Origin of the sequence: Myxococcus sp. AM009 (genome assembly GCF_013372605.1) — a bacterium.
Lineage (GTDB): Bacteria > Myxococcota > Myxococcia > Myxococcales > Myxococcaceae > Myxococcus > Myxococcus vastator.
Genome location: NZ_JABXEP010000041.1, coordinates 1 through 26,122, shown reverse-complemented (window position 1 = coordinate 26,122; position 26,122 = coordinate 1). Strand labels below are relative to the sequence as shown.

The following is a 26,122-nucleotide window of genomic DNA, read 5'->3' as shown; positions in this document are numbered from 1 at the left end:
GTTGGGCACAGTCCTCAAGGGTGGTTATGTCGTCGAATTGGAGCCTGCGCTGGTCGAGCGCGTGGACCTGCGCATCGAAGGAGAGCGAATCGTCGCCCGCGGGCCGGACCTGACGCCTGGCGCGGAGGACGAAGTCGTGGCGCTGTCGGGCAAGCTCGTCTTCCCGGGGCTGGTGAGCGCGCACCACCGCCTGCACGCGGTGCTGGGGCGCGGCATGCCCCGCCCGCCGCTGGAGACCTACCAGGACATCCTCGAGCAGGTCGCCTGGCCGTACGAGAACGCGCTCGACCTGGACGCGGTGCAGGTGGCGGGCTGCGCCGGAGGGCTGGAGGCGCTTCAGTGCGGCACCACCACCGTGTGCGATTTGCACTCGTCGCCCAAGGCGATTTCGGGCTCGCTGGTGCGCCTGGCGCGCGGGCTCCATGAGGTGGGCGTGCGCGGCGTGCTCGCCTACGCGGTGTCGGACCGGCAGGGGGCGCTCGGCCGCGAGGAGGGGCTGGAGGAGACGGTCAGCTTCGCGAAGAAGGCGAAGGGGCGCTTCCGGGGGCAGGTGGGCGCGGCGCCGTGCTTCACGCTGGGGCCGGATGCGCTGACGGGCCTGTCGGAGGCGCTGAAGGCGCTGGGTGATGGCGGCCTGCACCTGCCGCTGGCGGAGGACCCGCTCGACGAGCGCCTGTCCAACGAGAACTACGGCGCCTCGCCGGTGTCGCGGTTGCTGGAGGCGGGCTTGCTGTCGCCCAAGAGCCAGCTGGCGCACGTGGGCCACCTGGACTGGGCGGACCTGGCGCAGGTGATTGCCACCGGCGCGTGGCTGGTGCACACGCCGCGCGCCAACCAGGGGCTGGAGGTGGGCTACGCGCCGGCGCTGAAGTTCGGAGCCCGGGCCACGCTGGGCGTGGACGGCGTGTCGGCGGACCTGTTCGCGGAGGCGCAGGCGGCGTACCTGCGCTCACGCGAGGCGGGGCAGCCCATCGACGTGCTGCGCTACCTGGCCAACGGGCACCGCCTGGCGTCGCAGATTTTCGACGTGCCGGTGGGGCCCATGCGCGAGGGCTCGCTCGCGGACCTGCTCATCCTGGACTACCTGCCGGCCACGCCGCTGACGGCGGAGAACCTGGCCTGGCACGTGGTGTTCGGGCTGGGCAGCCGGCACGTGGAGGCGGTGATGGTGGATGGCGTGTGGCGCATGTGGGCGCGCCGGCCGCTGTCGGTGAGCCCCACCGTGGTGGCGGAGCAGGCCCGCGAGGCCGCGTCGGCGGTGTGGGCGAGGATGGCGGAGGCGGCGAAGAAGTAGCCCTCCGCTGGCTTGCTCCGGGGGCGGGATGTCCTGTCTAGTCCCGCCCATGCTCGTCCCATTGCTCGTCGCGGGGTTCTTCAGCGGTGCCATTCCCCAGGCCGGAGAGACGGCGCCGGACTTCACGGCGAAGGACTCCGAGGGGAACGTCTACACGTTGTCGGAGCTGGTGAAGAAGGGCCCCGTCATCCTGGCCTTCTTCCCCAAGGCCTTCACGGGCGGCTGCACCCGTGAGCTCAAGGCGTACCGGGACAGGTACGCGGACGTGGAGAAGGCGCAGGGGCAGGTGCTGGCCATCAGCATGGATGACGCGGAGACGCTCACGCGCTTCAAGGCCGAGCTGAAGGCGCCGTTCCCCTTCATCCCCGACCCGGACGGCAAGGTCGTCTCCGCCTATGACGTGAAGATGCCGCTGCTGTCGGCGCCGAAGCGGTACACGTTCGTCGTGGGCGAGGGCTTGAAGATTCTCAAGGTCGAGTCCGGCAGCGACGCCATCAACCCGCACGGCGCGATTGTCGCGTGCCCGCTGCGCAAGCCGGCTGGCGCGGACGCGAAGCCGCCGGATTCGGGCACGAAGTAGCGTCAACGCGGCGGCTGTCCCCGCGCGGACGCCACGCGCCGCCGGCTGTCGAAGACCTGCGCGGGGGCGCCATCGATGAAGGTGTCCTCGAAGGCGCCCCCCGTGTATTCGTCGATGACGCTGCGCCAGAAGGCGATGGCGGGGCGGTTGCGCGGCAGCTGGGACAGCTCCCAGATGCCGGGGAAGCGGTCGAACACGGCCTTGGCCGCGAGCCGCCCCAGGCCGAGGCGCCGCTCACTTCGCAGGATGAAGAACTCGCTCATCCGGAAGTCGCGTCCAGGCGTCATGTAGGGGAAGGGGGACTGTCCCACGAAGGCGAAGCCCACGACGCGGCCCTCCCAGCGCAGCAGCAGGGGGTGGACCTCGGGGGTGGGGACCAGCCACGTGGGCAGGAAGTCCGGCCGCCAGCGACCTTGCTCGTCCAGGGCGTAGTCGACGCCGAACTCGCTCAGGTCGTGGAGGTAGAGCGGGTAGAGGTTTCGAAGCAGCGTGTGCTCGGACGGAGTCGCTCGGAGAATCTCCATGGAGGGCCTCTCGTGTTCCCAGCATGACCCTTTGTGCGTCCGTCGGCCAGGGTGTCTCCGCGTCCCTCCATCCATCGGGTGTCATGCAGGGAGGGGGCGCGGTGGGGCAATCCTCGCAAGGAGGCGCTCGGCCTAGGTTGCCCTCCACGAGTCCGGGGCTCGGCGGGGGGGGGGCACCATGAACAGTCAGCGGATGCGCATGGCGAGCGGAGTGGAAGGCCAGGAGCCTCATGCCCCACCCCACGGTGGCGAGCACGCGCGGGGCCATGACGTCACGTCGAGCAGGACGGTGCGGCGGGTGCTGATGACGGCCGACGCCGTGGGCGACGTGTGGACGTACGCGCTGGAGCTGACCCGGGCGCTCGCGCCGCACGGGGTGGAGGTGACGCTGGCGACCATGGGGGCGCCGCTCACCCGCGCGCAGTGGGCGGAGGCGCGAGGCCTCCCCAACCTCACCGTGGAGGAGGGGCGCTTCCGGCTGGAGTGGATGGAGGACCCGTGGGACGACGTGCGCTCGGCGGGTGACTGGCTGCTCGCGCTGGAGGGCCGGGTGCGTCCGGACGTGGTGCACCTCAATGGCTACGTGCACGGGGCGCTGCCGTGGCTGCACCCGCCCCTGGTGGTGGGGCATGCGTGCAGCCTGTCCTGGTGGCGGGCGGTGAAGGGCGAGGACGCGCCCGCGCGCCATGCGCGCTATCGCGAGGCCGTCACCGCGGGCCTGCGCGCCGCGGGCCGGGTGGTGACGCCGAGCCGGGACCTGCTCGATTCCCTCCAACTGCACTACGGCCCGCTGACCGCCGCGGAGGTCATCCCCCACGCGCGGCGCGCGGACCGGGTGCCGCCTCGCTCGGAGCGGGAGCCCTTCATCCTCAGCGTGGGCAGCCCGTGGGACGAAGCGAAGAACGTCGCCGTGCTGGACGCCGCCGCGCCCCGCCTGGGCTGGCCGGTGCGGCTCGTGGGAGACGCGCGCCATCCCTCCGAGCGGAAGGCGGAGCCGCGCCACCTCCAGTGGATGGGGCACCTGGAGCCGCATGCCCTGGCGGAGTGGATGTCGCGCGCGTCCATCTACGTGCTGCCCGCCCGGTACGCGCCCTTTGGCCTCACCGCGCTGGAGGCGGCCCTGTCCGGCTGCGCGCTGGTGCTGGGCGACATTCCGGCGCTGCGCGAGGTGTGGGGAGATGGGGCCGCGTGCTTCGTGCCCCCGGACGACGTGGAGGCCCTGGTGGAGACGCTGGAGCGGCTGCGCGAGGACACCGGGCTGCGCACCCGGCTGGCCCTGCGCGCGCGGGCCTGGGCGTTGACGTACACGCCTCGGCGGATGGCCAGCCGCTACCTCTCCGCCTACGCCAGCCTCGTGGGCACGCGGGAGGCGCTGTCTCCCGCGGGCACCCCCACGCAATGAGCGGGTGGGGCGTCAGCTCGCCTCGGTGGGGCTGACGGGATAGTCGCCCGTCGCGTGGGCCTGGGCGTGCTGCGCGAAGAGGAACCTGCGCACCGCGGCGCGGGTGAGCAGCCCGCAGGTGGGGCTGCCCACCGGGACGCTGACGGGCAGGGCGTCCACGTCCTCGTGGTCCATGACGTGGAGGGCGTGGGCCAGGTTCGCGTCGGGGGCCAGCGCGGGCAGCTTGCGCGCCAGGTCGCTGGCCACCAGCAGCGGGTACACGGATTCGTCGCGCCACACCTCGCGCAGCTGCTCCACCTGCACGGTGCCGTAGATGCGGCCCACGGTGTCCAGGATGGGCAGGGTGCCCGCCTCGGAGGTGAGCAGCAGGTCCGTCAGCGCCCGCAGCGGCGTGCCCGCGGGCACGGGCGTCAAGTGGGCCATCAGCGAGCGGACGGGGGTGGCCTCCAGCAGGTCCGCGTCGCTCTGGACCTTCGGCGTCTTCCGCTCGGTGAGGTAGTGGCAGAGCGCGGAGGCGATGGTGCACGTCACCATCAGCGGCAGGATGATGTCGTGGTTCCCGCTCAGCTCGTACAGCATCATCATGCCCGTGAGCGGGCCGCGGGTGAGCGCCGCCACCGCGCCGCCCATGCCCACCAGGGCATACGCGCCGCTGGGGCCGGTGCTCTCCGGGAAGAAGTAGTGCACCAGGGTGCCGAAGGCGCCGCCCGCCATCGCGCCGATGAGCGCCGCCGGGAAGAACGTCCCGCCCGAGCCCCCTGAGCCGATGGTGATGGCCGTGGCCACCAGCTTCAGCAGGCACGCGGTGATGAGGAACAGGAAGGACAGCCGGCCCAGCGCGGCCAGGTTGATGTAGTCGTGCCCGCTGCCCCAGACGGTGGGGCTGGCGAAGGCCAGGATGCCGGCGCACAGGCCGCCCAGGCCCGCGCGCAGGGAGAGCGGCTTGCCGCCCAGCCACGGGGACAGCCGGCTCTTCCCATGGCCGTGGAAGAAGTGCTCCACGCCGTGCAGCAGCTGCACGAAGGTGAAGGCCAGCAGCCCACAGGTGATGCCCAGGCCCGCGTAGGCCAGCACCTCGCCGCCGCTGACCAGCTCATAGGGGATTTGCCGGAGCATGGCGGACTCGCCCATGACGCCCTGGCTCACCAGGGTGCCGGCCACGCTGGCCAGGATGATGGGGGAGAAGACGCGCAGCTCGAACTCACGAAGGATGATTTCCATCGCGAACACGGCGCCGGCGATGGGGGCGTTGAAGGACGCGGAGATGCCCGCGCCCGCGCCGCACGCCAGGAGGATGGACAGCTCCTTGCGGCTGAAGCCCAGCACCCGGCCCACGGTGGACGCGAACGCGGCGCCGCCGTAGACGATGGGCCCCTCGCGCCCCGCCGAGCCGCCGCTGCCAATGGTGATGGCGGACGCCACCAGCTTCAGCAGGCCCCGGTCCGCCGGCAGGGCGTTGGCGCCACTCTTCACCGCCCGCACCACCTCGGGGACGCCGTGGCCGTGCGTCTCCGGCCTGTCCCGCAGCAGCCGGCCCACCGCCACGCCGCCCAGCGTGGGCGCCAGCAGCATCAACCACCAGGGCAGGTGGGGCAGCGCCTCGGGCAGGTTGTGGCTGTGTCCGAACACGCTGTTGAGCGCGGACAGCGCCACCAGCGGGTAGTAGAGCGACAGCCCGCCCAGCGTCAGCAGGGCCAGCAGGCGCAGCCGGCGCTTCACCTCGTCACGGGGGCCGCCCGGCTCGATGATGCGCGCCAGCACCAGCGCGCCGGATGCCAGGGGCACGCCGACGAAGGCATACTCCGGATGCCAGCGCGCCGCGGCGAACGCCTCCATGAGCGACTGGAACTGGCCCTGGCGAAGCGTGTGCTTCAGCGAAGCCGCCCCGAAGGTGAGCCCGCTCACCAACCCGATGAGGTTGGAGAAGATGCCGGCCGCCAGCCCGCTGTACAGGCCGACCACCGCGCCCGCCACCGGGAGGACGGAGGGGCCGGGCAGCCGCAAGCGGTTGGACGCTCTCAGCGCGGTGTGGGCGAAGCGGCCCATCGCCGCGCGCAGCCGCGTCCAGATTGCGCGCTGGGCCGCCGCGCTTGATGCGGGTACTTCCCCTGCATTCATTGCAGGTCCCACTAACAGTGGGATGGGCGCCGCTCAAGGTTCGTGACGCGGACGGGTGCAGGGCGGCCGTCCGTCAGGTCGCGCCCATGACAAGCGCGTCGCGGTTTCGCTTCAGCTTCGAACGGCTACCGCCGCTCGAGCAGGCCGGAGGGCGGCGGCGCGGAGGTGGGCAGGTGGTCCGCGGCGGCTGTCAGGGCCTCGCGCACCTTGTCGCCCGCGGCCTTCGCGGCCTTGGTGGCCGCGAGCTGGGCCCGCGCGCCCGAAGCACCCCAGAACCGGGTGGGGGCAGCCAGCGCCGCGCGCTCCGCGTCGGTGTACTTCTGGAACGCGTACTTCGTGGCCTGGGAGGGGAGCCGCAGCCCCTCCACCACCTTGAACCAGGAGAGCACCTTCAGTGAGTAGTAGCTGAGGTCCACCTCCCACCAGAACCAGCCCTGGTTGGCGGTGTTCTGATGGAAGTGGTGGTTGTTGTGCCACCCCTCGCCCAGGGTGACGAGCGCCAGCAGCCAGTTGTTCCGGCTGGTGTCCGTCGTCTTGTAGCGGCGCTTGCCGAAGATGTGGCTGAGCGAGTTGATGGTGAAGGTGCCGTGCCACAGCAGGGTGGTGCTGACGAAGAAGCCCCACACCAGCATGGAGAAGCCGCCGATGAAGTAGAGGGCCACGGCCAGCAGGACGGGCGGCGCCAGGTGGAAGCGGTTGAGCCACACCAGCTCCGGGAAGCGGGCGAAGTCCTTGATGCCCTCCATGCGGGTGTCGTTGTACTTGTCGGAGAGAATCCACCCCACGTGGCTCCACCAGAAGCCCTTCTGCAGGGGCGAGTGGATGTCCTCCGCGTGGTCCGAATAGCGGTGGTGGTGGCGGTGGTGCGCCGCCCACCACAGCACGCCCTTCTGCGCGGACGTGCTGCCCACGAAGGCCATGATGAACTGGAAGACACGTCCCGTCTTGAAGGCCCGGTGGGAGAAGTACCGGTGGAAGCCCGCGGTGATGCCCCACATGCGCACGACGTAGAGGCCGACGCACACGGCCACGTCCACCGGCTTCGCGCCGACGGCGAAGACGAAGAGGCACATCAGGTGGACGGCGAAGAAGGGGACGGAGGAGCGCCAGTTGAGGCGCTCCTCCGCCGCGGGCAGGGCTGGAGACGGTGTCTGCAAGGGAGCCTCGTGCGCTGGGTGGCCGAGCTGGAACCTGCTCAGCCTCACCCCGCATCAACACCCCCGCCTGTCATCCCCCTGTCAGGAGGCGGCGGATTGCCGCAGCTCCGTCAACCACTCCTCGAATGCGGGGTACCCATGGAGCGGCGCCAGGTCCTCGTCGGAGGCGGCATAGGCCCCATCGGTGAAGCCCAGCTCCGTGGCGCGGTGCAGGAGCCGCATCGCGTCAGGCACGTTGCGCGCGCGGGCATGGGCGCAGGCCGCGTCATAGGCCAGCGTGGCGCTGGGCGCGTGCTTCAGCGCCGCCTCGCCCACGGCCGCGGCCTCCGAGTACGCGCCCCGGATGAAGAGCACCCGCTCCGCGCAGGAGAACGCCGCCTCCGGGTCCAGGCCCGGGAGCTTCAGGGCCTCCGGCTCACGGCCCATGCGGATGAGCGTGCCGGCGTACTCGTGCAGCACCGTCCGGTCCGACGAGGCCTGCCAGGCCTGCTTCCACCACTCCACCGCGCGGGCGTCATCACCCACCAGGGAGAAGGACGCCGCCACCGCGTGCGGCTCCACGGGGAGGCCCTGCACCTGCGAGAAGTGGTCCAGCGCCTGGCGGCCCTGGCCCTCCTTCAGGGCGAGCCAGCCCATCAGGTGGTGCGCATGGCTGGCCAGCGGCGGCGTCAGGCCCTCGGTGGCCTCCAGCACGGACGCGCCCAGCCGGCGCGCCTCGTCCATGCGGCCCGCGTCGAGCGCGGCCCGGGCCTCGCGCAGCTTCTCCGCCAGGGGGCCTTCCAGTGTGGCCTCGCGCTGGGCCTGCCCGCCGCGCAGCGCCTCCGCCACCACGCGGAAGGACTGCATGCCGTACATGGCGAAGATGAGGGTGAGCAGCAGCCAGCCCGACCGCAGGCCGAACACCACGGCGCCCACGCACACCAGCAGGGCCAGGCCCTGCGCCAGCACGAAGCCGCGCCGGGGGCCGAACACCCGCGTGGCCAGGGTGGTGGTGATGCGCCCACCGTCCAGCGGGAGCACGGGCAGCATGTTGAGGACCGCCCAGAAGAAGTTGGCCAGCATGAAGGTGAACAGGAAGAAGTCGAGCGCGGGCGAGCGGCCCTCGAGCAGGGCGTAGCCCACCCCGCTCGTCACCCCCAGCATCAGCCCGAAGAAGGGGCCGGCCGCGGTGATGAGCAGGTCCCGCTTCCACGGCAGGGGCCCTGGCGCGTCCGTGGGGAGCGTGTGGCCACCCATCCAGACGAGGGCGATGCTCGGCCGGTAGCCGAACAGGCGGCTGGCCAGCGCGTGCCCCAGCTCATGGATGAGCACGGACACGAAGACGATGAGCATCCACGACAGGATGTAGACGACCATCGCGCTGGCGTGGCCCAGGGTGGGGGCCCCATCAACCATGCGGAACGGCCAGCCGTTCTGGGCCGCGGGGACGGAGCTCCAGGCCAGCATGCCGGACACGAGCAGGTGGCTGGGGTGGACTTCAACGGGAATGCTCCCGAGCCGAAAGCGGAACATGGGGACGGACCTTAACCGTTAGGACCCCCGAGCGCAGGCACTTGCGCACCGCCTCCTCCATGTCCCTGGCGAATCCGCTAGGTTCCCCGCCCCTCATGCCGCAGCTTGGTCCCTACACCCTGCCCAATCCGTACATCCTGGCCCCCATGGCCGGGGTGAGCGAGATGCCCTTCCGTGTGCTCGCCTTCCGTCTGGGCGCGGCGCTCTGCCCCACCGAACTCGTCAGCTCGCAGGGCCTGATGCGCGCCAACCAGCGGACGTTGAAGTACCTGCGCTACGACGCCGAGGTGGAGCGGCCCTACTCGCTCCAAATCTACGGCGGCGAGCCAGACGCCATGGCGAAGGCCGCGGTGGTGGGGCGCGAGGCGGGCGCGCAAATCATCGACATCAACATGGGCTGTCCGGTGAAGAAGGTGGTGAAGAACGGGGCGGGCAGCGGCCTGCTCTGTGACGTGCCCCGCGCGGCGGACATCGTCCGGCGCATCCGCGACGCCACCGGCCTGCCCGTCACCTGCAAGATTCGCTCGGGCTGGGACGCCCGCAGCCTGAACTACCTCCAGGTGGCCGGCGCGCTCCAGGAGGCGGGCTGCGCGGGGCTGGCCATCCACCCCCGCACGCGCGAGCAGGGCTATTCGGGGCAGGCGGACTGGGGCGTCATCGCCGACCTCAAGCGCCACTTCCCGGAGCTGCCCATCATCGGCAACGGGGACGTGAAGACGCCCGCGGACGCGGCGCGCATGCGGGAGCGCACCGGCTGCGACTTCGTGATGATTGGCCGCGCCGCGCTGGGCAACCCGTGGATCTTCCGCGAGCTGCTCGGGGGCCCGCCCGCCACGCCGCGTGAGCGCTGCGAGCTGGTGCTCACCCACTTCCGGGCGCACCTGGACTTCATGGGGGACCCGCTGGGCGCCGTGCGCTCCTTCCGCAAGCAGCTGGCGTGGTACGCCCACGGCCTGTACGGCGCCGCGGCCTTCCGCGCGGAGGTGAACGGCCTGGACGTGCCGTCGGCGGTGGAGGACTGCGTGCGCCGCTTCTTCACCGCGGCCCAGGTGGACGCCGCGGGCCCCGGTGAAGAGCAGGACGTGGACTACCGCGCGGCCCTGGGCTGAGGGCACGGCGCCGCTCTCTATATATAAGGAGGGAGTCGGTGCCCTTCGTGAGCGGCGCGCCGCTCAAGCGCCCGAGGGGCGGACCGCGTCCGGCGGCACCAGCCTCCTCCCGGTGGCCACGGCGCGGAAGTAGTCACACGCGGGCGTGGGGCTGCGGCGGAGCGTGTCGAAGTCGACGTGGTAGAGGCCGAAGCGCGGGCCCCAGCCCTCCAGCCACTCGAAGTTGTCGAGCAGGCTCCAATAGAGGTAGCCGCGCACGTCCACGCCCTGCGCGCGCGCCGCCAGCACCTGGGCCAGGTGGGTGTGGAGGTAGTGGGGCCGGCGGGCGCCGCCGCGGTCGTCGACGCCGTTCTCCGTAATCCACACCGGCTTCCCGTAGCGCTTCACGTCGCGCAGCGTATGGAGAAAGCCCTCCGGCCAGTCCTCCCAGCCGATGTCGGTGAGGCCCCGGCCGTGGACGTCCCGGTACTTGAACTCGATGAAGGGCGGGCGCGGCACGAAGCGCAGGTGCGCGCGGGTGTAGTAGTTCACCCCGATGAACTCCACGGAGTCCCGCGCGCCGGGGATGTCCGCGCGCGTGGAGGCCACGCCCGGCATGGTGACGCGCAGCTCGCCGGTGGACAGCGCCTCGTGGAACGCATGGTTGTAGGCCTGGGCCCCAAGCCTCACCAGCGCGCGGTCCAACGGGTGCCACCAGCGGTCCGGCGCGAAGGCGAGCATGTTCTGGGAGATGCCCAGCTCCACGCGGCCCAGCCGGGACAACAGCTCCTCCCGGGCGGCCACATGAGCGCGCACCAGGTTCTCCATGGCCCTCATGGTGGTGGGGCCATCCGTGATGCCCGGAGGAATGGCGCCCTGCAGATAGCCCCCCAGCAGCAGCACCATGGGCTCGTTGAAGGAGATGACCAGCGCGTCCAGCCCCTCCAGCAGCGCCGCGCACCGCTTCGCGTACCGGCGGAAGGCGTCCACGCTGGCCGGCTGGTGCCACGGCGTCTCCCGGTGGAACCAGGTGGGGTGCGTGAAGTGGTGGAGCGTCACCACCGGCCGCAGGCCGTGGGCCTTCATCTTCAGGAGCCGCTCCCGGTACGCCTCCAGCGCCGCCTCGGCGAAGCGCCCGCGCTCCGGCTCGATGCGCGCCCACTCCAGGGAGATGCGGAACGCGGTGGCGCCCACCGCCCGCGCCAGGGCGTAGTCCTCCTCGTAGCGGTTCCAGTGGTCCACCGCGAGGCCGCAGCGCGCGTCCGGCTCCTTCAGCCGTCCGGCCCGCTCCCACTCGGACCAGTCGTTCTCGATGCCGCCCTCCACCTGGTACGCGGCGGTCGCGACGCCGAAGGTGAAGTCCGCGGGGAAGGTCTGCTCGGGGGCGCTCATGGGGTGGCGCACCGTAGACGCCGCACCCCACGCGCGAAAAGCGCCGCGCGTAAACGCCGCGCCCGAAAGTGGCCGGGACGTGTCCGGCGCCGGAAACTCGGCCTCGCGCGCGACACCTCGGATGCGCTCGTTAGTGTCCGCGAAGTGGCGTTCGGGACCTCCGGACGCGCTCGATGCCGAAAAATCGGCCTCGCACGCGATGCAATACATCACCATGCGTTGACACACTGGCATGTCGCCCGTACCATTCACTTCAAGCACTCACTCCCATCAAGAAGAGTGCAGGGCCTCGGTTGACTGGGGCCAACCACTGAACCGGAGGATTCTGATGGCCGCTAAGAAGAAGACCGCTGCGAAGTCCGCGACCAAGAAGGCTGCCAAGACCGCGAAGGCGGCGAAGTCGACGAAGGCGGCGAAGTCGGCGAAGAAGACGACCGCTCGCAAGACGGCTGGCAAGACCGCGACCAAGAAGGCGGCTGCCAAGAAGACCACCCGCAAGGCGGCCAAGAAGGCCCCGGCTCGCAAGCGCACCACCAAGGCCAAGGCGGCGGCGGCCCCGGTTACCCCGGAGTCCTGAGCAGTCCCGTCGTCATGAGCGGACGGTAGTTGACGTCCGGTGAACGGCTCGGCGAAACCCGCCGGGCCGTTTTCATTTTCAGGACCCGGAGTGCCCCATGTCGCTGCGTCCCGTGGAGCTGGAGCAGGTGGTGGCGGAGGTGGCGGAGCACCTCACCGGCGCGGTGGCGCAGAAGGCCTGGTGTCCTCTTCCCAGGCTCGCCTACGTGGAGCTTCGCGTCCCGGGTAGATCCATCCTGTTGTGCCTGTGCGCCGAGGGTGACCTGGCCCGGGTGTCCGTGGCGGAGGAGCGCTTCCCCACGCCGGGCGAGCCCGCCCCCTTCCAGCGGTGGCTGCGCCAGGAATTGACAGGCTTCAAGCTCCAGGGCGCCTGCTTCATGGACGCAGCGCGCGTGGTGGCCTTCGACTTCGTGCGCGAGGACGTCCGCAGGCGGCTGATCCTGGAGGTGGGCGCGCCCGGTGGACTGCTGCTGCTCAGCGACAACGGCCGCGTGCTGATGCTCTCCGGTGAGGGCTTCGCGCAGCGCCGGGGCCTGCATCCGGGCGCCGCGTGGACGCCACCGGAGCCGCCGCCTCCCGAGGCCCGCGAGAAGGCCCGGAGCCAGCCGTCGCGGCTCGCGCCCCAGGACTCGGATGCGCTGCCGTATTCCCAGGCCGCGGAGCGCCTGCTCGGAGCGCGCGACAAGGCCAGCCGCTCGGAGACCATTCGCCGCCGCCTGGCGCAGCCGTACCGCGCGCGCCTCAAGCGCGCCTCCCGCACGCTGGAGAAGGTGCGCGCCGAGGCGGCCCGAGGGCCGGACGCGGAGAAGCACCGCGAAGTGGGCGAGCTGCTGGCGCAGAACCTCTACCGCCTCAAGCGGGGCGCCACCGAGGCGGTGCTCACCGCCTATACAGAGGAGGGCGCGAAGGAGGTCCGGGTGACGCTGGACCCGAAGCGCACCCCGAAGGAGGAGGCGGACTGGCGCTTCCACCAGTACCGGCGGTTGCTGCGGGGCGTGGAGCAGGCGCGTCACCGTGAGGCGGAGCTGGCGCGCGAGGTGGCGCACGCGCAGGAGGCGCTCGCGCAGCTCGAGCGGATGGAGGACGCCGCGCTGCTGTCGCAGGCGGAGGTGCTGCAGCTCCCCAGTGGAGGCGAGGGCGCGCGGGAGGGCCGGCCCTTCAAGGAGTACGTGGGCCATGGCGGGGCGCGCATCTGGGTGGGGCGCGGCGCGGAGGACAACGACGCGCTCACCTTCAAGGTGGCCAGGCCCTGGCACCTGTGGCTTCACGCGCGCGGCGTACCCGGCAGTCACGTGGTGCTGCCGCTGGAGAAGGGGCAGGAGGTGGCGCAGGAGGTGCTGCTGGACGCGGCGCACCTGGCGCTGCACCACTCCGGGGCCAAGGGCGAGCCGCGCGGCGAGGTGAGCTACGTGCCCGCGAAGTTCGTGCGCAAGGTGAAGGGCGGCGCGCCGGGGCAAGTCACCTTCACGCGCGAGAAGACCTTCGTGGTGCGCATGGAGCCCGAGCGCCTGGAGCGGCTCCTCAAGTCCCGGCACGCGGAGCCGCCCGCGCCGTGAGGACGCGTCGTACGCTCGCCTGCCGCTCCCTCCTGTAGTGGACGCTGCGTGTGAGCGCGGTTGACGGGCTGACGGTGGGGAGGCGGGCAGGGGACCGCCGCCCTTGAGTCCCCGGAAGTGCGGGGTACGATGGGCAGCCGCGTGTCCCCCGAGCCATTTCGCCAGACGTCGCTCTTCCCTCGAGGCCTCTCCGCCGCCAGCCGCGCGGCGGAGGGAACGGCCGTACCCCGGCCCGAGGGGGGACCTGCCACGCCCGTGACGCCCGCGCCGCGGCCCGTCGCACCGCCCGTGCCGCTGCCGCAGCGCAACCTCCTGCCCGACGAGGCGCCCCGCCTCGTCACGCGTCCGCCCACGCGGGAGGAGCTGTGGACCCGGGCGGAGTCGCTGGCGTGGCGGCTGAGCGCGGAGCTGGGCATGCCGGTGCGCCTGTCGGTGACGGACAACCGCTCCACCATGGTGTCCTTCCGCCGGGGCTCCGCGGTGCTGGCGCTGCGGCTGCATCACATGTTCCTGGACGCGCCGGAGCCGGTGGTGCGCGCGGTGGCGGACTACGCGGGCCGGGGCCACCGCGCCGCGGGCGTCATCCTGGACGAGTACATCCGCGGTCAGCAGCCGCGCATCCGCCAGCTGCGCCGCGAATCCGACGCGGACCTCAACCCGCGCGGGCGCTGTTTCGACCTCCAGGCGCTTTACGACGCCACCAACCGTGATTTTTTCCAGGGCCTCATCCAGGCCCGGATTGGCTGGGGGCGCATGCCTCCGCGCCGTCGTCGCAAGTCCATCCGCCTGGGCGTCTACGACCACCAGACGCGTGAGATTCGCATCCACCCGGCGCTGGACACCCCCGAGGTGCCCTCCTACTTCGTGGAGTTCATCGTCTTCCACGAGATGCTCCACCAGCTCTTCCCGAGCACGGGCCGGAGCGGCCGTCGCGTGCACCACCCGCGCGCCTTTCGCGAGCGCGAGAAGACCTTCCCGCATTACGCCGCCGCACTGCGTTGGGAGCGGGAGAACCTGGGCGTGCTGCTACGCGGCTGAGCGCAGCGCTGTTCGCTGGCTCATTTACCGTTTTACCGAGCGAAGCGGCCCATGCAGCGTGCTTGACGCTGCCGTTAGGGAAACCCATCCTCACTGGCTCTATGCGAAGAGCGAAGATTGTCTGCACCCTCGGTCCCGCCAGCCAGAGCCAGGAGATGCTCGAAGCGCTCCTGGAGAACGGCATGGACGTGGCTCGCCTCAACTTCTCCCACGGCAGCCACGAGCAGCACGCGGAGAACATCGCGAAGCTGCGCGCCGCGTCGCTGAAGGTCCGCAAGGCGGTGGGCATCCTCGGGGACCTGCAAGGCCCGAAGATTCGCACCGGCCGGTTCGTGAAGGGCAGCACGGAGCTGAAGGAGGGCGGCACCTTCCACATCACCACGGACGAGACAGTCCCAGGCACGGACGAAATCGTGTCCACCACGTACCCGCTCCTGGCCGCGGACGTGAATCCGGGGGACCGCATCCTCCTGGATGACGGCCTGCTGGAGCTGAAGGTCCTGGAGACGGACAAGCAGAAGCTCATCCGCACGCAGGTCATCCACGGCGGCACGCTGAAGAACAACAAGGGCATCAACCTGCCCGGCGTGGCGGTGCGCGCGGATGCGCTGACGCCGAAGGACCGCGAGGACCTGGTGTTCGGCATCAAGGCCGGCGTGGACTTCATCGCGCTGTCCTTCGTGCGCCAGCCGTCGGACCTCGACACCGCGCGCCAGGCCATGGCGGAGGTGGGCCGCTCGGTGCCCATCATCGCCAAGCTGGAGAAGCCGGAGGCCATTGCCCGGCTGGACGCCATCCTGGACAAGACGGACGGCGTCATGGTCGCGCGCGGCGACCTGGGCGTGGAGATTCCCCCCGAGGAGGTGCCGGCCGTCCAGAAGGACATCATCCGGCGCTCCAACCTGCGCGGCCTGCCCGTCATCGTGGCCACGCAGATGCTGAACTCCATGATTGACAACCCGCGCCCCACGCGCGCCGAGGCCAGCGACGTGGCCAACGCCGTGTTCGACGGCGCGGACGCGGTGATGCTGTCGGGCGAGACGGCCAGCGGGAAGTTCCCCATTGAGTCCGTGCAGATGATGGAGCGCATCATCCTGGCGGCCGAGTCCTCCGCCCGCACCACGCATTCGCTGATGCGCGCGCTGGAGACGCCGCTGGGGCTGCCCGACCACTTCCCGGACGTGATCGCGCGCGTGGCGTGCGAGGCGGCCAAGGCGAGCAACGCCTCGCTGATCGCGGCCTTCACGCTGTCGGGGGTGACGGCGCGCCTGCTGTCGCACTACCGGCCCACGGTGCCGATTGTCGCCTTCAGCCCCAACCAGGAGGTGCGCCGCCGGCTGGCGCTGCTGTGGGGCGTGGTGCCGCGCGTGCTGGAGCCCATCCAGGACACGGAGGCCATGGTGAAGCGCGTGGAGGAAGAGCTCCTGGCGCGGGGCCTGGGCCGCAAGGGCGACCGCATCGTCATCGTCTTCGGCGCGCCAGTCGGCCAGCCGGGGAAGATCAACAGCCTGCGCCTGCACACCATCCAGGGCTGAGCGGCTACTTGATTCCCTGGAGGACCTTCCGGGGGATGTCGGCCTCGATGAAGACGGCATAGAGCGCCGGGTCCAGTTGCCCGGCGTCGGACTCGCGGCGGAGGATGTCGAGCGCGAGCGTGTGCGGCACGGCCTTCTTGTAGGGCCGGTCGCTGGCGGTGAGCGCGTCGTAGATGTCGCAGATGGACATCATCCGGGACTGGACGGGGATGGCCTTCTCCGCGCGCGGGTAGCCGGTGCCATCCAGCTTCTCGTGGTGGGCGTAGGCAATCTCCGGCACCCGGCGCAGCGTGCGCGTCCACGGAATCTGGGACAGGAAGCGGTAGGTGTGCTCGACGTGGCTCTCGATTTCGCGGCGCTCCTCGGGAGAGAGCGTGCCGCGGGCGATGGAGAGCGACTGGATTTCCCCGGGCAGCAGCAGGGGCTGGGCCTTGTCGTGGGCATCCAGGAAGCGCAGCGCGCCCAACTCGTGGAGGCGCTCGAAGTTGCCCTGCGCGAGCACGGTGGGGCGGTTGCAGGAGAGGATGAACTCCAGCACCTCGTCCAGCTGCCACGACTCGCGGGCGAGCCGCTCCTCCTCCTCGGCTTCGATTTCCGCCAGGTTCGCGTGGCCGCGCAGCTTCACCGCCGCGATTCGGCGGCGGTAGCTCTGCAGCTGCAAGTCCTTGCGGGCGAGCTGGAAGCGGGCGCGCAGGCCTTCGAGCTCGTGGGGGTAGAGCTTCTCCGCCTTCACCAGCACGGGCTCGCGTACGCCCACCTTGCCGAAGTCATGGAGCAGCGAGGCGTAGCGCAGCTCCTGAAGCTCCCCGGCGGAGAAGCGCGTGTGGGCGTAGGGGCCGGTGGACAGGTGCTCCAGCGCCTGGGCCAGGGCCACGGTGAGGTCGGCCACGCGGCCGGAGTGGCCAGCGGTGGTCGGGTCTCTGGATTCAATGGCGACGACGGAGGCGGAGACGAAGCCCTCGAAGAGGCGGTTGATGTCCTCGTGGAGGAGGGCGTTCTCGATGGCGCCCGCGGCCTGGGCGCCCAGGGCGAGCAGCAGCTCCTCGTCCTCGGCGTTGAAGCTGGCGCCGTCCAGCTTGTTGAGGGCCTGGAGGACGCCCGTCACCTCGCCGCCGGCGTCGCGCATGGGGACGCAGAGGATGGTCTTCGTCTGGTAGCCGCTGGAGACGTCGAACGAGCGGTTGAAGCGGGCGTCGGCGTAGGCGTCGGGGATGTTGATGACGGCGCCCGTCTGGGCCACCTGTCCGGCGACGCCGCTGCCCACCGGGAGGCGGATTTCGCTCTTGGAGCCCTGGGCCACCTTGCTCCACAGCTCGTTGCGCTCGCGGTCCAGGATGAAGAGCGAGCAGCGGTCCGCCTCCACCACCTTGGTGGCCTCGAAGAGGATGAGCGGCAGGAGCAGGTCGAGGTCGCGCTCGGCGCTCATGGCCTTCGCGACATCCAGGATGGACGTGAGCTTCGCCAGGCGACGGTTCAGCTCGGGCAGTGGGGCGGGTTGAGCGAGCACCAGCGGCTCCGTGAGAAGCGGCCGGCGGGCCGCGAAGGGCTACAAAGTTCTATCATGGGTAGACAGCACGCTGCCCTGGAGGGCCCACCTGGCAGCTCCCTGGCTGTCGGATGGACGTCGCCGCGTTGCGTTCGGCCTTAGCCAGCGCGCGCGTTGCGGTTATGAAGCGCGGCATGAGCCGCCGCCCCGTTCGCATCTCTCCTTCGCTTTTGTCCTGTGACTTCGGCCGCTTGGCCGAAGAGGTCCGCGCCATCGAAGCCGCCGGTGCGGACTGGGTTCACGTAGATGTCATGGATGGCCGGTTTGTGCCGAACATCACGATTGGGCCCGTGGTGGTGGAGGCCATCAAGCGGGTGGCGACGAAGCCGTTGGACGTGCACCTGATGATTGTGGAGCCGGAGCGCTACGTGGAGGCCTTCGCGAAGGCGGGGGCGGACGTACTGACGGTGCACGTGGAGGCCAGCCCGCACCTGCACCGGACGCTTCAGCAGATTCGGAGCGCGGGGGTGAAGCCGGCGGTGGTGTTGAACCCGGGCACGCCGCTGTCGGCCATTGAAGAGGTGCTGGGCGACGTGGACATGGTGCTGTTGATGAGCGTGAACCCGGGCTTCGGTGGGCAGGGGTTCATCGAGGCCACGGTGGAGAAGGTGCGCCGGCTGCGCGGGATGTTGGATGCGCGCGGGCTGAAGGACGTGGACATCGAGGTGGACGGCGGCATCAACGCCACCACGGCGAAGCGGGTGGTGGAGGCCGGGGCCACGGTGCTGGTGGCGGGCAGCTACGTCTTCGGCGCGAAGGACTACGCGGAGGCCATCCGCTCGCTGCGCCCGTGAGGCGCCGCCGGCCTCTCAGGTGCGAGGCCGCGCCACGGAGGAGGCGAGCCGGGCGACGCGGGTCATGAAGGTGGGGTCGAAGGGCTTCACCTCGTAGTCGTCGGCGCCGAGCTCGAAGCAGACGTGGCGGGTGAACTGGTCCTCGACGGCGCTGAGGATGATGACCTTGCAGTCGCGGGTGTTGGGGTCCTGCTTGAGCTGGGCGAGCAGGTCGCGCCCGTCCTGGTGCTGGTTGATGTCCAGGATGATGACGGCGGGCCGGTGCTCGCGGGCGAGCTCCAGGACGCGCTCGGACGTGGTGTCGGAGATGCAGTTCAGCCCGGACCGTTTTCCCTCGCGGGCGAGGGCGGAGACGATGAGGGGCTCGTCATCGGAGATGAGGACGACGGGGGGCGGCGTCATGGCATCGCGGTGCAACAATGCGGTCTGCCTCATGGATGTAGCTGGGGGGTAAATTATCAGGGAGTACAGGAAATTCTTGGTCTTGGGAAGCGGAGTCGGCGGTCACCCGGGCAGGGCCCGGCCGGCCGCTCGCTTTGGGCGGGGAGGGGCGGAAGAAAAGGTGATCCGAGGACGTTGACTCGGCTGGGCGGCTCGGGTACTACCGCCCACACTTCGCCGGTCCCGAGAAGGACCGTCCGGCGAGGCGACATATCGGGGAGTGGCTCAGCCTGGTAGAGCACTTGGTTCGGGACCAAGGGGTCGCAGGTTCAAATCCTGTCTCCCCGACCATTAAAAGCCCTGGAGTTTCGCGGACTTACAGCGAGGCTCCAGGGCTTTTTCTTTTCCTCAGTGGAACGCCAGCAGCAGACCAGCAGCAAGCCGGGGGAATCATCTCTAGCGGCCACTGACGAGGCTCTTGGAACTGCCCCTCATGGCCCTGCGGCTGGAGACAGAGCCGATTCGCTGTGCTTGGCGGAACGGAAGGGATGCCCCCGGATTCAGAACAAGTTCGGCGCGTGGGGCCTGGCGGCGATGTTCTTCACGTAGGTTCCGTTTCTGAGCCCTTCGATGAAGTACTGCTTTCCCCCTGCCTTCCCTGTCAGACCATCGAGACGGTACTCCAGCGCCCCCTCCACCGGCCGCCCTGCCGCAAGGAGGTCCCGCAACCGACGCTCGCCATTCCCCTCTAGATGCTCGACCTCGATTATCCAACCGTCCCTGTCGGTCATGAATCGGGCCATTGGAGTCTTGTAGTTCCCCAGAAGAACGGGCAGCGCTTTCAGCGCATTCAGTACCTGCTCTCTTCTAAGTCTCACGCCAAATCCCCCTGTTTCTAGAAGGTGACCGTCGCATCAAGAAGTTGGAGCTACCCCCGTCAAGTCGGACGGGCGCGCTCTAGAATAGATCGTGTCCGAGCTGACAGCGTGCCGAAGCCGCTGGGCCGTGCTGTTCCAAGGCGCAGTGCGCCTCCCGGGTGAGCGGCGAGGCAAGGTGTTCGCCCGTTACGTGGCTCCTTGGCACCGGTGCAGGGCCTACAGGGCCCGAGCCGCCGGCTGCTTCTGCTCGGCCCGAGTATGAGGCTGCGTGATCTCTTCTCCTTCGCCGAGTCACGCCATGCCTATGGCGCAGCTTTCGTGACGGGTTTGCGGCCGCCAGTAGCATCGTCCCCATGGGAACCAAACAAGATGGTGGTGGACTGCCCCGGGCGAAGGTCAGAGAGGGAGGTTACCAGGAGAAAACCGTTCGTGATCGCATTCTCGCGTTCTTCATGGAGAACCTCGGCAAGGTTGCGACGGGAGCCCAGGTGCAGGAGGCCGCGAGGGATCCCGTGACGGGCGAGACGCCGGAGAACTGGCACCAGCGGCTCTCGGAACTACGGACGGATCAGGGCTACAACATTCATACTTACCGCGACCGGCGGGACTTGAAGCCTTCTGAGTACTTGATGCTGAGTGCTGATCGGCGAATGGTCGCCAGTAAGCGCGTTCGTCCGAGTAAGAAAACCTGGGAGATCGTTCTCAGCCGAGCTGGCAATGCCTGCGAGTGGAAAGAGGGAGATGGCACAGTGTGCGGCCTCCGAACTGGGGACGCAGACTCTGTGGGTGGTGGCACTGTCAAACTCACGCCCGACCACAAGAGGCCTCACTCCGTGCACCCGAGTAGCGATCCTGAAGATCCTTCAATGTGGGATGCGCTCTGCGGGCGTCACCAAGTGATGAAGAAGAACTTTTGGGACTCCAGCACGGGAAAGATGAATTACATCGCTATCGTCCAGGCCGCACCCCTCAAGGCGAAGAAGGAGATCTTCGATATGCTCAAAGCCTTCTTCGCCGAGAAGAAGTAGTCAGCGACCGGAGGGGCTTTCTCTGCGTGGCGCTCAAGTGCTGGGTCGGCCACGCAGAGAGGCTTCAACTCTTGCGAGGGTGGGTTGGACAGCCTCAGGGCGGTTCCCGTTCTCGTAGAACCACGAGAACCAGTCGACTGTAACCCGGTCGAATAGAGAGTGCGTGTCTGCCTCCAGCCCATCCCGCAGCATTGCTGCGCGGATCCGCGTGACAGCGTCTTCGACGCTATAGCTCGTGGAATGAACGGGAGCGCGCCTCGTTCCCTCCATGAGTTTTTGGAAGTTCAAGACGAGGTCGGCTTTCGGTGCCGAATGCATTGTCGTCTCTGTCAGCGAAGGAGCAGACCTCTTCATCGGAGCCGCAGTCACCAGCACGAAGCCTGCGTTCCTACAGGCATGCATCAAGGCGTCCCAAACAACCGGATCCTTGTTGGCAAAGGTCACCGTCATCCAACGTCCAGGCTTAAGTACCCGGTGGCATTCCGCGAAGACTTGCGCCAGTCCTTTCGCGTAGTGCGCTTGGTCGAGATTCCGATACGGATTGTAGGCGACCTCGGCATCCAAGGCTTGCTGTTCGCCGAGCCAGAGACACCATAGAAGGGACAATTCCCCGTACTGAATGCCCTCTCCTCCATAAGGTGGATCGGTGAAGATATAGTCGACCGAGTTATCTTCGAGCGACAGTGCCCGGCTGTCGGCGATTCGTGCTGCACCATTCTTGAACGGCGCGCCCTCCGCGACGAGATCCACAATAGAATCGTGACTCTTGCTGACCCGGTTCTCGAAGTACCAGAGCGGATTCAGTTCCTGCCACTTTTCCGGCATCCAGTAGCAGTTGATCTTCCAACTTGGCCCGCCAGCATCGCCCGCGAAGTCAGCAATCATCCGCGTAAACTGGGCAAGACTCGCGGTGAGAGTCAGCAGCAGCCACTCGCGGCAGGAGGCGTCCCGCTCGGCCAAGATCGCCTCTCGCAGGTGGGCCGCCGCCGCGAAGTTCCGAGGAGTGAAGAGTTCGCGCCAGCGGCGTAATCCACGACGCTTGAGTTTCTGCATCTCCCAGCCGAACAGAATGTCCGCATCCGGCGCGGAGGGCGGAGCATGGACAGGATCCTTGAGCAGGCGCTCGTCCTCAGGTGTCGGCGACCGGTTGCCGCTCTTCGCGCAAGAATCACACCGGTATCGGACCTCTCTTGCGTCCTGCCCGACGTAGCCCACACTTCGGAGTGTCGCGCTCCCTCCGCATGAATCGCAGTGCGTGCGGTAAAGATGCCCCACAGCCCTCGTAGCGGATTCTACAACCGCCTTCGCAGCCTGCTCGAATGCCCGAGGGGAAGGCGGGCTCAGCATGGCGCTGGTGAGTCGCGCAGCGAATGGATTGAGATCAAATCCGAGGACGTGGCGACCGAGCCGTGCGCCCTCCACGAGGGTTACTCCCGACCCCGCGAATGGATCCAGTACCTGCTCGCCCCGTCGAGAGAAAAACTCGATGTACTTTGAAACCACGTTGGCGGGCTTACGTCCCCAATACTTGTGGACTTTGTATCGAGGCGGCCAAGTCTCGGCGGCCACGATTCCCAGCTCGACTTCGATCTTCTCTCTTGTAGTGGTTTGGATAGCGGAGATGGATCGAGAGATCCCCGCTTGAGACAAGAGATTAAGCTGCACGTCTGCGTGATGGCTGCGCCCTCGCCCTGCACCAATCTTCATGGTCCGTCCCCTATCGTCGCCCTCAGGGATGGTCGCTAACTGCTCTCTGCCCTTCCTAACTGCCTGCGACCTACCCTCTCGCGTCCTAGCCATTTTGGTCTCCGCCCTTTATCACGAGCCTCCGTCACGTCACCCGCTCATCGAAGAACCTGGAGTTTCGTTGGTTTCCCATGACCCTCCAGATTTTTACCTTGGGTGGCGCGGCCTCCGGCAGTAGCAAGGGCCGGAGGAACAACGCCCTCGGTGGGGCCTGAAGTCCCCCTGTGTCAGGGAAGTTGTCGCCTCGGCTGACCGGTCGGGATGACCACGCCCTGGGGGCGAGAGCAGGCAGGACGCAGTGTCGTACACGGATGCATTCAAGTCGCAGATGGTGAAGCGGATGGTGGGCCCCAGCGCGGTGAGTGCCGCGGCGTTGGCCCGCCAGGTGGGAGTCTCCCAGCCGACGCTGTCGCAGTGGTTGCGGGAGGCGAATAAGTTGGCGGCCATGACGCCCCCGTCCGAGGAGAAGCCCGTCGGCCCCAAGAAGTGGACGCCCGAGGAGAAGCTGCGCGTGCTGGCGGAGGCGCATGGACTGGCGGGCGAGACATTGGGAGCGCTGCTGCGCCGGGAGGGGTTGCACGAAGGGCAACTGGTGGAGTGGCGGGCGGCTGCCGCTGGCGCCCTCGCCCAGGGGACGAAGGAGGCCCCGTCCGGGGCCCTGACGGCGGGCCAACGCCGACGGCTGGCCGTCTCGGAGAAGCGAGTGAAGGAACTCGAGCGCGAGCTGCGCCGCAAGGAGAAGGCGTTGGCTGAGGCGGCGGCGCTGCTGGTGCTCGAAAAAAACTTCAGGCGATGGGCTGGGACGAGAAGGACTTGGCCGACGAGGACGACGCAGCGGACGAGACGAGCGAGAAATGACGCTTGCCCACGTTGACGAGGCCCTGGAGAAGGGCGTGCGCCTGGAGGCCGTCTGCGAGCGGCTGGGGGTGACTGCGCGCACCATTCAGCGTTGGAGGAAGCCCGCGACGTCCGAGGACAGGCGGTGCGGCCCGCATACCCGGCCGGCCAACCGGCTGTCCGAGGTGGAGCGGCGCCGCATCCTGGCGGTGGCCAACAGCGAGGAATTCCGGGACGCCTCGCCCAAGCAGATTGTCCCCAGGCTGGCGGACAGGGGCGAGTACGTGGCCAGCGAGGCGAGCTTCTACCGGGTGCTGCGTGAAGCGGGCCAGTTGGCCCACCGCGGCCGAGCCAAGGCGCCTGTGCCCAGGCCTCGTGCCGACCACCTCGCCACTGGGCCCGGCCAAGTCTGGAGCTGGGACATCACCTACCTGAAGGGCCCGGTGAAGGGCAGCTTCCTCTACCTGTACCTGGTGGTGGACGTCTTCAGCCGACGAATCATGGGCTACGCGGTGCACGAAGAAGAGTCGTCCGCGCATGCCGCGGCCCTCATTGGCCGCTCTTGGCAGGAGGCTGGCTGCCCCGAGGGGCTGGTACTGCACTCGGACAACGGCGGCCCCATGAAGGGCGCCACGCTGCTGGCCACCTTGCAGTGGCTGGGCGTCACCCCGTCTTTCAGCCGGCCCCGTGTCTCGGACGACAACCCGTTTTCCGAGGCCCTCTTCCGCACGCTGAAGTACCGCCCCAGCTTCCCTCAGCGCCCCTTCGCCTCCGTCGAGGACGCGTGCCGCTGGGTGACGCGCTTCGTGGCCTGGTACAACACCCAGCACCGCCACTCCGGCATCCGCTACGTCACGCCCGAGGACAGGCACTTCGGCCGCGAGGGCGCGCTGCTGGCACGACGGCACCAAGTGTACCAACACGCCAAAGCCCGGCACCCCGAGCGATGGAGCCGTGACACGCGCGACTGGACGCCCGCGGGCCCCGTCCGTCTCGGCCCCTCTCCGAACCTCACCCCTGCAGTGCAGGAGTTGAAGCGCATCGGTTGAATCCTTTCACGCGACATCTACCTTGACTCTCACCGGAGGCGGCTCCTCATGGAGCGCTTCCCCTTTGCGCTGCCCTACCTCGTACTGGAGGAACTCGTGGTGGTGCTCGCGGTCGCGCACGTTCGCCGCCGACCGGGGTATTGGCTCCAGCGTGCGCGGCCATTGCGGCAGCGTTGAAGCACCGTAAGCGTCTGGCCAATGACGTTGCGTCCGCACCAAAGGGCGCGCACGAGCTGACAGTCTCCTTCCGACGAGGGCAACGCCAATCGCCATGGCCAAGTGTCTGCTTGATTGGGCGTGGCCAGGCGCGGCGCCGCGTCTGATTCTCCGGCGGTGTGCCTCGGGTGACCTTGTTTCTACAGGTTTACATCGGGAGGGCCTCTCCCTCGCTTCCGTCGCTGCGCGGAGACCGGATGCGTTCCTCGACCGTGGGCGCCTGTCATGCCACCCTTCCGGCCGCCCTCAATCCACCGCCCCCCGAGGTGCTCCCCATGCCGAAAACGATGATGCTGTCCGAGGTGATGAAGCAGCTCGAAAGCCAAGGTGACGAGAAGGTACGGCAGCGCTACGTGCGCGACGGGGTGAGCGACAACGTCTTCGGCGTGCTGCTCGGCAAGCTTCGTGGCCTGGCAGCGACGCTGGGGACGAACAACGGGCTCGGACTCGAGCTGTGGGGGACTGGCAATCACGATGCGCGCATCCTCGCGTGCATGCTGCTCGACCCCGCGGAGCTCACCGAGAAGGAGGCACGCGGCCTCCTCGAGCCGCTCTCGAACGCGAACCTGGTCGACGAACTCGTCGGTCGCGTGCTCGTGAATGCGCCCATTGCCCCGAGGCTCCAGGCAAAGTGGATGGACGGCAGCAGGGAACTCCCGCGCCGCGCCGGATGGAAGCTCCTCGCCGGGCGCATCGCGCGAGGACTCGAGAAGGAACTCGACGTAGGCGCGACGCTCAAGCGCATCGAGCGTGAGCTCCCGGACGCACCGTACCGGGTGAAGGAGGGCATCAACTTCTGCCTGGTCTGGATTGGCCTCCACCTGCCTGCGTACACCCCGGAGGCCATCGCCATCGGCGAGCGACTCGGTCGCTGGGACCCGCGACCGATTCCGAAGGGTTGCACTTCAAGCTACGCACCGGAGTGGATCGCCGCGGCGCTCGCGCTGCGGAAAGGTGAGAAGACCGAGGCCCGCAGGGCGATGGAGGCGTCAGCCAAGGCCAAGGCGACGCGCGGAGAAGGGAAGCCGGCAGCCGCGAAGAAGGCGAAGGCCGCTTCGACCAGGAAGAAGCCCGCCGCGAAGAAGCCTTCAGCCGGAACGCGGGCGCGCTGACGTCGGGGGGCGCAGCGCCGATTCCGGAGGCGCCGGGGCACACTGCTCGATACGCGCGAGGATGCGCCAGCCGGGTTCGACAACACTTCCTCGGCAAGACGGGTCAGCGGCCCACGCGAGCGCGTCAAGGCGACCGTGTGGTGGACGCGCTATCGTCGTGCCGATGATGAGCTCTCTCGACTTCACTTCCTGGCGGGGCCTCGCGGCGACGATGGCCAGCCTCGTGCTGGTGTCGATGGTCGTCGTCGGCATCCGCCTGCTGGTGATGCAGACCGTCCAGCGCCGGCGAGAACGCGAGAACCGTCAAATCAACGAGCGGCTGAAGACGCTGATCTCCGCATACAAGACGCTCGGCGGCTCATTCACCGGTGAACTCGTCGTGGACCCGACCCACCTGCGCGACCTGCGCCGTCGGCTCGCGGCGGGTGAGCCACTCGAGCAGGAACCCGACCCAGGCCTCGTGCTTGCTTCGCCGCTCGACCACCCGGGGCTCGAACGCCGTCGGCGCACGCGCGACGCGGTCGAGGCGGCGCTGTCGGATGTGATGTTGCTCGGCACCGAGGAGCAGGTGCGCCTCGCCGCGGAGGCTGCCGCGGACATGGTCACCGGGCGGAAGGTCGGCACCGCGAGGCTGGTCGTGTCGCTGCGCGATTTCATCCGCCGGGCGCTCGACCTGGAACCCATTCCCCACGGGCTCGTGATTCCCGACCAGGGCCCATTGCGTCCCAGCGGCGGGGGAGGGGGCAAGGGCGGAGACAAGGGT

At 69.0% G+C, this 26,122-nt stretch carries 23 protein-coding genes and 1 tRNA gene; 15 read left to right on the top strand and 9 right to left on the bottom strand.

Annotated elements, in window-relative coordinates:
* Position 1: 1 nt before the first annotated feature.
* Both HV824_RS12945 and HV824_RS12940 read left to right on the top strand, forming a co-directional pair.
* Complete coding sequence (locus tag HV824_RS12945; protein WP_176418944.1) at positions 2–1,294, top strand: amidohydrolase family protein; 1,293 nt, start codon at positions 2–4, stop codon at positions 1,292–1,294.
* A gap of 49 nt (positions 1,295–1,343) precedes the next feature.
* The gene (locus tag HV824_RS12940; RefSeq protein WP_176418943.1) at positions 1,344–1,874 is read left to right on the top strand and encodes a peroxiredoxin; all 531 of its coding nucleotides are present in this window, start codon (positions 1,344–1,346) and stop codon (positions 1,872–1,874) included.
* A 2-nt stretch (positions 1,875–1,876) separates the two neighbouring features.
* Here HV824_RS12940 and HV824_RS12935 read toward each other — a convergent pair whose 3' ends face one another.
* Positions 1,877–2,398: a GNAT family N-acetyltransferase gene (locus HV824_RS12935; RefSeq protein ID WP_176418942.1), complete on the bottom strand. Its 522-nt coding sequence runs from the start codon at positions 2,396–2,398 to the stop codon at positions 1,877–1,879.
* 193 nt (positions 2,399–2,591) lie between these two features.
* On the opposite strand from HV824_RS12935, the gene HV824_RS12930 reads away from it, so the two are divergent.
* Positions 2,592–3,800 carry a glycosyltransferase family 4 protein gene (locus tag HV824_RS12930; protein ID WP_176418977.1) on the top strand — a complete coding sequence of 403 codons (1,209 nt, stop codon included), beginning with the start codon at positions 2,592–2,594 and terminating at the stop codon, positions 3,798–3,800.
* A gap of 12 nt (positions 3,801–3,812) precedes the next feature.
* Here the strand turns inward: HV824_RS12930 and HV824_RS12925 are convergent, their stop codons facing one another.
* The 3 genes from HV824_RS12925 to HV824_RS12915 form a co-directional block, all read right to left on the bottom strand.
* Positions 3,813–5,846 (bottom strand): chloride channel protein, encoded by a 2,034-nt coding sequence (locus tag HV824_RS12925; RefSeq protein ID WP_176418976.1) that lies wholly within the window; start codon positions 5,844–5,846, stop codon positions 3,813–3,815.
* Between the two features lie 197 nt (positions 5,847–6,043).
* On the bottom strand, positions 6,044–7,075 hold the full coding sequence (locus HV824_RS12920; protein ID WP_176418941.1) for an acyl-CoA desaturase: 1,032 nt from the start codon (positions 7,073–7,075) through the stop codon (positions 6,044–6,046).
* A gap of 81 nt (positions 7,076–7,156) precedes the next feature.
* Entirely contained in the window at positions 7,157–8,587 is a 1,431-nt protein-coding gene (locus HV824_RS12915; protein ID WP_176418940.1) for a peptidase M50, read from the bottom strand.
* A 95-nt stretch (positions 8,588–8,682) separates the two neighbouring features.
* Between HV824_RS12915 and dusB the strand changes: the two genes are divergently transcribed.
* The gene (dusB, locus tag HV824_RS12910) at positions 8,683–9,696 is read left to right on the top strand and encodes a tRNA dihydrouridine synthase DusB (RefSeq protein ID WP_176418939.1); all 1,014 of its coding nucleotides are present in this window, start codon (positions 8,683–8,685) and stop codon (positions 9,694–9,696) included.
* Positions 9,697–9,759: 63 nt separating this feature from the next.
* On the opposite strand, the gene HV824_RS12905 is transcribed toward dusB, so the two are convergent.
* The gene (locus HV824_RS12905) at positions 9,760–11,067 is read right to left on the bottom strand and encodes a glycoside hydrolase family 1 protein (RefSeq protein WP_176418938.1); all 1,308 of its coding nucleotides are present in this window, start codon (positions 11,065–11,067) and stop codon (positions 9,760–9,762) included.
* Positions 11,068–11,395: 328 nt separating this feature from the next.
* Between HV824_RS12905 and HV824_RS12900 the strand changes: the two genes are divergently transcribed.
* The 4 genes from HV824_RS12900 to pyk all read left to right on the top strand — a co-directional run bounded on the left by HV824_RS12900 (position 11,396) and on the right by pyk (position 15,772).
* Positions 11,396–11,644: a hypothetical protein gene (locus HV824_RS12900; RefSeq protein WP_176418937.1), complete on the top strand. Its 249-nt coding sequence runs from the start codon at positions 11,396–11,398 to the stop codon at positions 11,642–11,644.
* 97 nt (positions 11,645–11,741) lie between these two features.
* The gene (locus HV824_RS12895) at positions 11,742–13,199 is read left to right on the top strand and encodes an NFACT RNA binding domain-containing protein (RefSeq protein ID WP_176418936.1); all 1,458 of its coding nucleotides are present in this window, start codon (positions 11,742–11,744) and stop codon (positions 13,197–13,199) included.
* A gap of 117 nt (positions 13,200–13,316) precedes the next feature.
* Positions 13,317–14,237: a hypothetical protein gene (locus HV824_RS12890; protein ID WP_176418935.1), complete on the top strand. Its 921-nt coding sequence runs from the start codon at positions 13,317–13,319 to the stop codon at positions 14,235–14,237.
* A gap of 101 nt (positions 14,238–14,338) precedes the next feature.
* Positions 14,339–15,772 carry a pyruvate kinase gene (gene pyk / locus HV824_RS12885; protein WP_176418934.1) on the top strand — a complete coding sequence of 478 codons (1,434 nt, stop codon included), beginning with the start codon at positions 14,339–14,341 and terminating at the stop codon, positions 15,770–15,772.
* Between the two features lie 4 nt (positions 15,773–15,776).
* On the opposite strand, the gene HV824_RS12880 is transcribed toward pyk, so the two are convergent.
* Positions 15,777–17,279, bottom strand: a complete 1,503-nt coding sequence (locus HV824_RS12880; RefSeq protein WP_176418933.1) for an HD family phosphohydrolase — start codon at positions 17,277–17,279, stop codon at positions 15,777–15,779.
* A 173-nt stretch (positions 17,280–17,452) separates the two neighbouring features.
* Between HV824_RS12880 and rpe the strand changes: the two genes are divergently transcribed.
* A complete protein-coding gene (gene rpe / locus HV824_RS12875; RefSeq protein WP_176418932.1) occupies positions 17,453–18,112 on the top strand; it encodes a ribulose-phosphate 3-epimerase in 660 nt (219 codons plus the stop codon).
* A 15-nt stretch (positions 18,113–18,127) separates the two neighbouring features.
* On the opposite strand, the gene HV824_RS12870 is transcribed toward rpe, so the two are convergent.
* Positions 18,128–18,547, bottom strand: a complete 420-nt coding sequence (locus HV824_RS12870) for a two-component system response regulator (RefSeq protein ID WP_255207995.1) — start codon at positions 18,545–18,547, stop codon at positions 18,128–18,130.
* Positions 18,548–18,767: 220 nt separating this feature from the next.
* Between HV824_RS12870 and HV824_RS12865 the strand changes: the two genes are divergently transcribed.
* Positions 18,768–18,844, top strand: a tRNA-Pro gene (locus HV824_RS12865).
* Between the two features lie 209 nt (positions 18,845–19,053).
* Here the strand turns inward: HV824_RS12865 and HV824_RS12860 are convergent.
* On the bottom strand, positions 19,054–19,371 hold the full coding sequence (locus HV824_RS12860; protein WP_176423396.1) for a hypothetical protein: 318 nt from the start codon (positions 19,369–19,371) through the stop codon (positions 19,054–19,056).
* A gap of 353 nt (positions 19,372–19,724) precedes the next feature.
* On the opposite strand from HV824_RS12860, the gene HV824_RS12855 reads away from it, so the two are divergent.
* Positions 19,725–20,399: a restriction endonuclease gene (locus HV824_RS12855; RefSeq protein WP_176423395.1), complete on the top strand. Its 675-nt coding sequence runs from the start codon at positions 19,725–19,727 to the stop codon at positions 20,397–20,399.
* Between the two features lie 33 nt (positions 20,400–20,432).
* Here HV824_RS12855 and HV824_RS12850 read toward each other — a convergent pair whose 3' ends face one another.
* Entirely contained in the window at positions 20,433–22,106 is a 1,674-nt protein-coding gene (locus HV824_RS12850; RefSeq protein WP_176423394.1) for a DNA methyltransferase, read from the bottom strand.
* Positions 22,107–22,443: 337 nt separating this feature from the next.
* Between HV824_RS12850 and HV824_RS12845 the strand changes: the two genes are divergently transcribed.
* The 4 genes from HV824_RS12845 to HV824_RS12830 all read left to right on the top strand — a co-directional run.
* Complete coding sequence (locus HV824_RS12845) at positions 22,444–23,019, top strand: transposase (RefSeq protein WP_176423393.1); 576 nt, start codon at positions 22,444–22,446, stop codon at positions 23,017–23,019.
* On the top strand, positions 23,000–24,031 hold the full coding sequence (locus HV824_RS12840; protein ID WP_176423392.1) for an IS3 family transposase: 1,032 nt from the start codon (positions 23,000–23,002) through the stop codon (positions 24,029–24,031). The genes HV824_RS12845 and HV824_RS12840 overlap by 20 nt, the downstream gene beginning before the upstream one ends.
* A 503-nt stretch (positions 24,032–24,534) precedes the next feature.
* The gene (locus HV824_RS12835) at positions 24,535–25,359 is read left to right on the top strand and encodes a DNA alkylation repair protein (protein ID WP_255207994.1); all 825 of its coding nucleotides are present in this window, start codon (positions 24,535–24,537) and stop codon (positions 25,357–25,359) included.
* Between the two features lie 211 nt (positions 25,360–25,570).
* Positions 25,571–26,122 (top strand): hypothetical protein (locus HV824_RS12830; protein ID WP_255207993.1); only part of this gene is annotated, 552 nt, incomplete at its 3' end.

Bases quoted from the DNA above. Each gene is read 5' to 3' on its own strand.
- HV824_RS12940 (WP_176418943.1), top strand. From the start codon at position 1,344: ATGCTCGTCCCATTGCTCGTCGCGGGGTTCTTCAGCGGTGCCATTCCC.
- HV824_RS12935 (WP_176418942.1), bottom strand. From the start codon at position 2,398: ATGGAGATTCTCCGAGCGACTCCGTCCGAGCACACGCTGCTTCGAAAC.
- HV824_RS12930 (WP_176418977.1), top strand. From the start codon at position 2,592: ATGCGCATGGCGAGCGGAGTGGAAGGCCAGGAGCCTCATGCCCCACCC.
- HV824_RS12925 (WP_176418976.1), bottom strand. From the start codon at position 5,846: ATGGGCCGCTTCGCCCACACCGCGCTGAGAGCGTCCAACCGCTTGCGG.
- HV824_RS12915 (WP_176418940.1), bottom strand. From the start codon at position 8,587: ATGTTCCGCTTTCGGCTCGGGAGCATTCCCGTTGAAGTCCACCCCAGC.
- dusB (WP_176418939.1), top strand. From the start codon at position 8,683: ATGCCGCAGCTTGGTCCCTACACCCTGCCCAATCCGTACATCCTGGCC.
- HV824_RS12905 (WP_176418938.1), bottom strand. From the start codon at position 11,067: ATGAGCGCCCCCGAGCAGACCTTCCCCGCGGACTTCACCTTCGGCGTC.
- HV824_RS12900 (WP_176418937.1), top strand. From the start codon at position 11,396: ATGGCCGCTAAGAAGAAGACCGCTGCGAAGTCCGCGACCAAGAAGGCT.
- HV824_RS12895 (WP_176418936.1), top strand. From the start codon at position 11,742: ATGTCGCTGCGTCCCGTGGAGCTGGAGCAGGTGGTGGCGGAGGTGGCG.
- pyk (WP_176418934.1), top strand. From the start codon at position 14,339: ATGCGAAGAGCGAAGATTGTCTGCACCCTCGGTCCCGCCAGCCAGAGC.
- rpe (WP_176418932.1), top strand. From the start codon at position 17,453: ATGAGCCGCCGCCCCGTTCGCATCTCTCCTTCGCTTTTGTCCTGTGAC.
- HV824_RS12870 (WP_255207995.1), bottom strand. From the start codon at position 18,547: ATGAGGCAGACCGCATTGTTGCACCGCGATGCCATGACGCCGCCCCCC.
- HV824_RS12855 (WP_176423395.1), top strand. From the start codon at position 19,725: ATGGGAACCAAACAAGATGGTGGTGGACTGCCCCGGGCGAAGGTCAGA.
- HV824_RS12850 (WP_176423394.1), bottom strand. From the start codon at position 22,106: ATGAAGATTGGTGCAGGGCGAGGGCGCAGCCATCACGCAGACGTGCAG.
- HV824_RS12840 (WP_176423392.1), top strand. From the start codon at position 23,000: ATGACGCTTGCCCACGTTGACGAGGCCCTGGAGAAGGGCGTGCGCCTG.
- HV824_RS12835 (WP_255207994.1), top strand. From the start codon at position 24,535: ATGATGCTGTCCGAGGTGATGAAGCAGCTCGAAAGCCAAGGTGACGAG.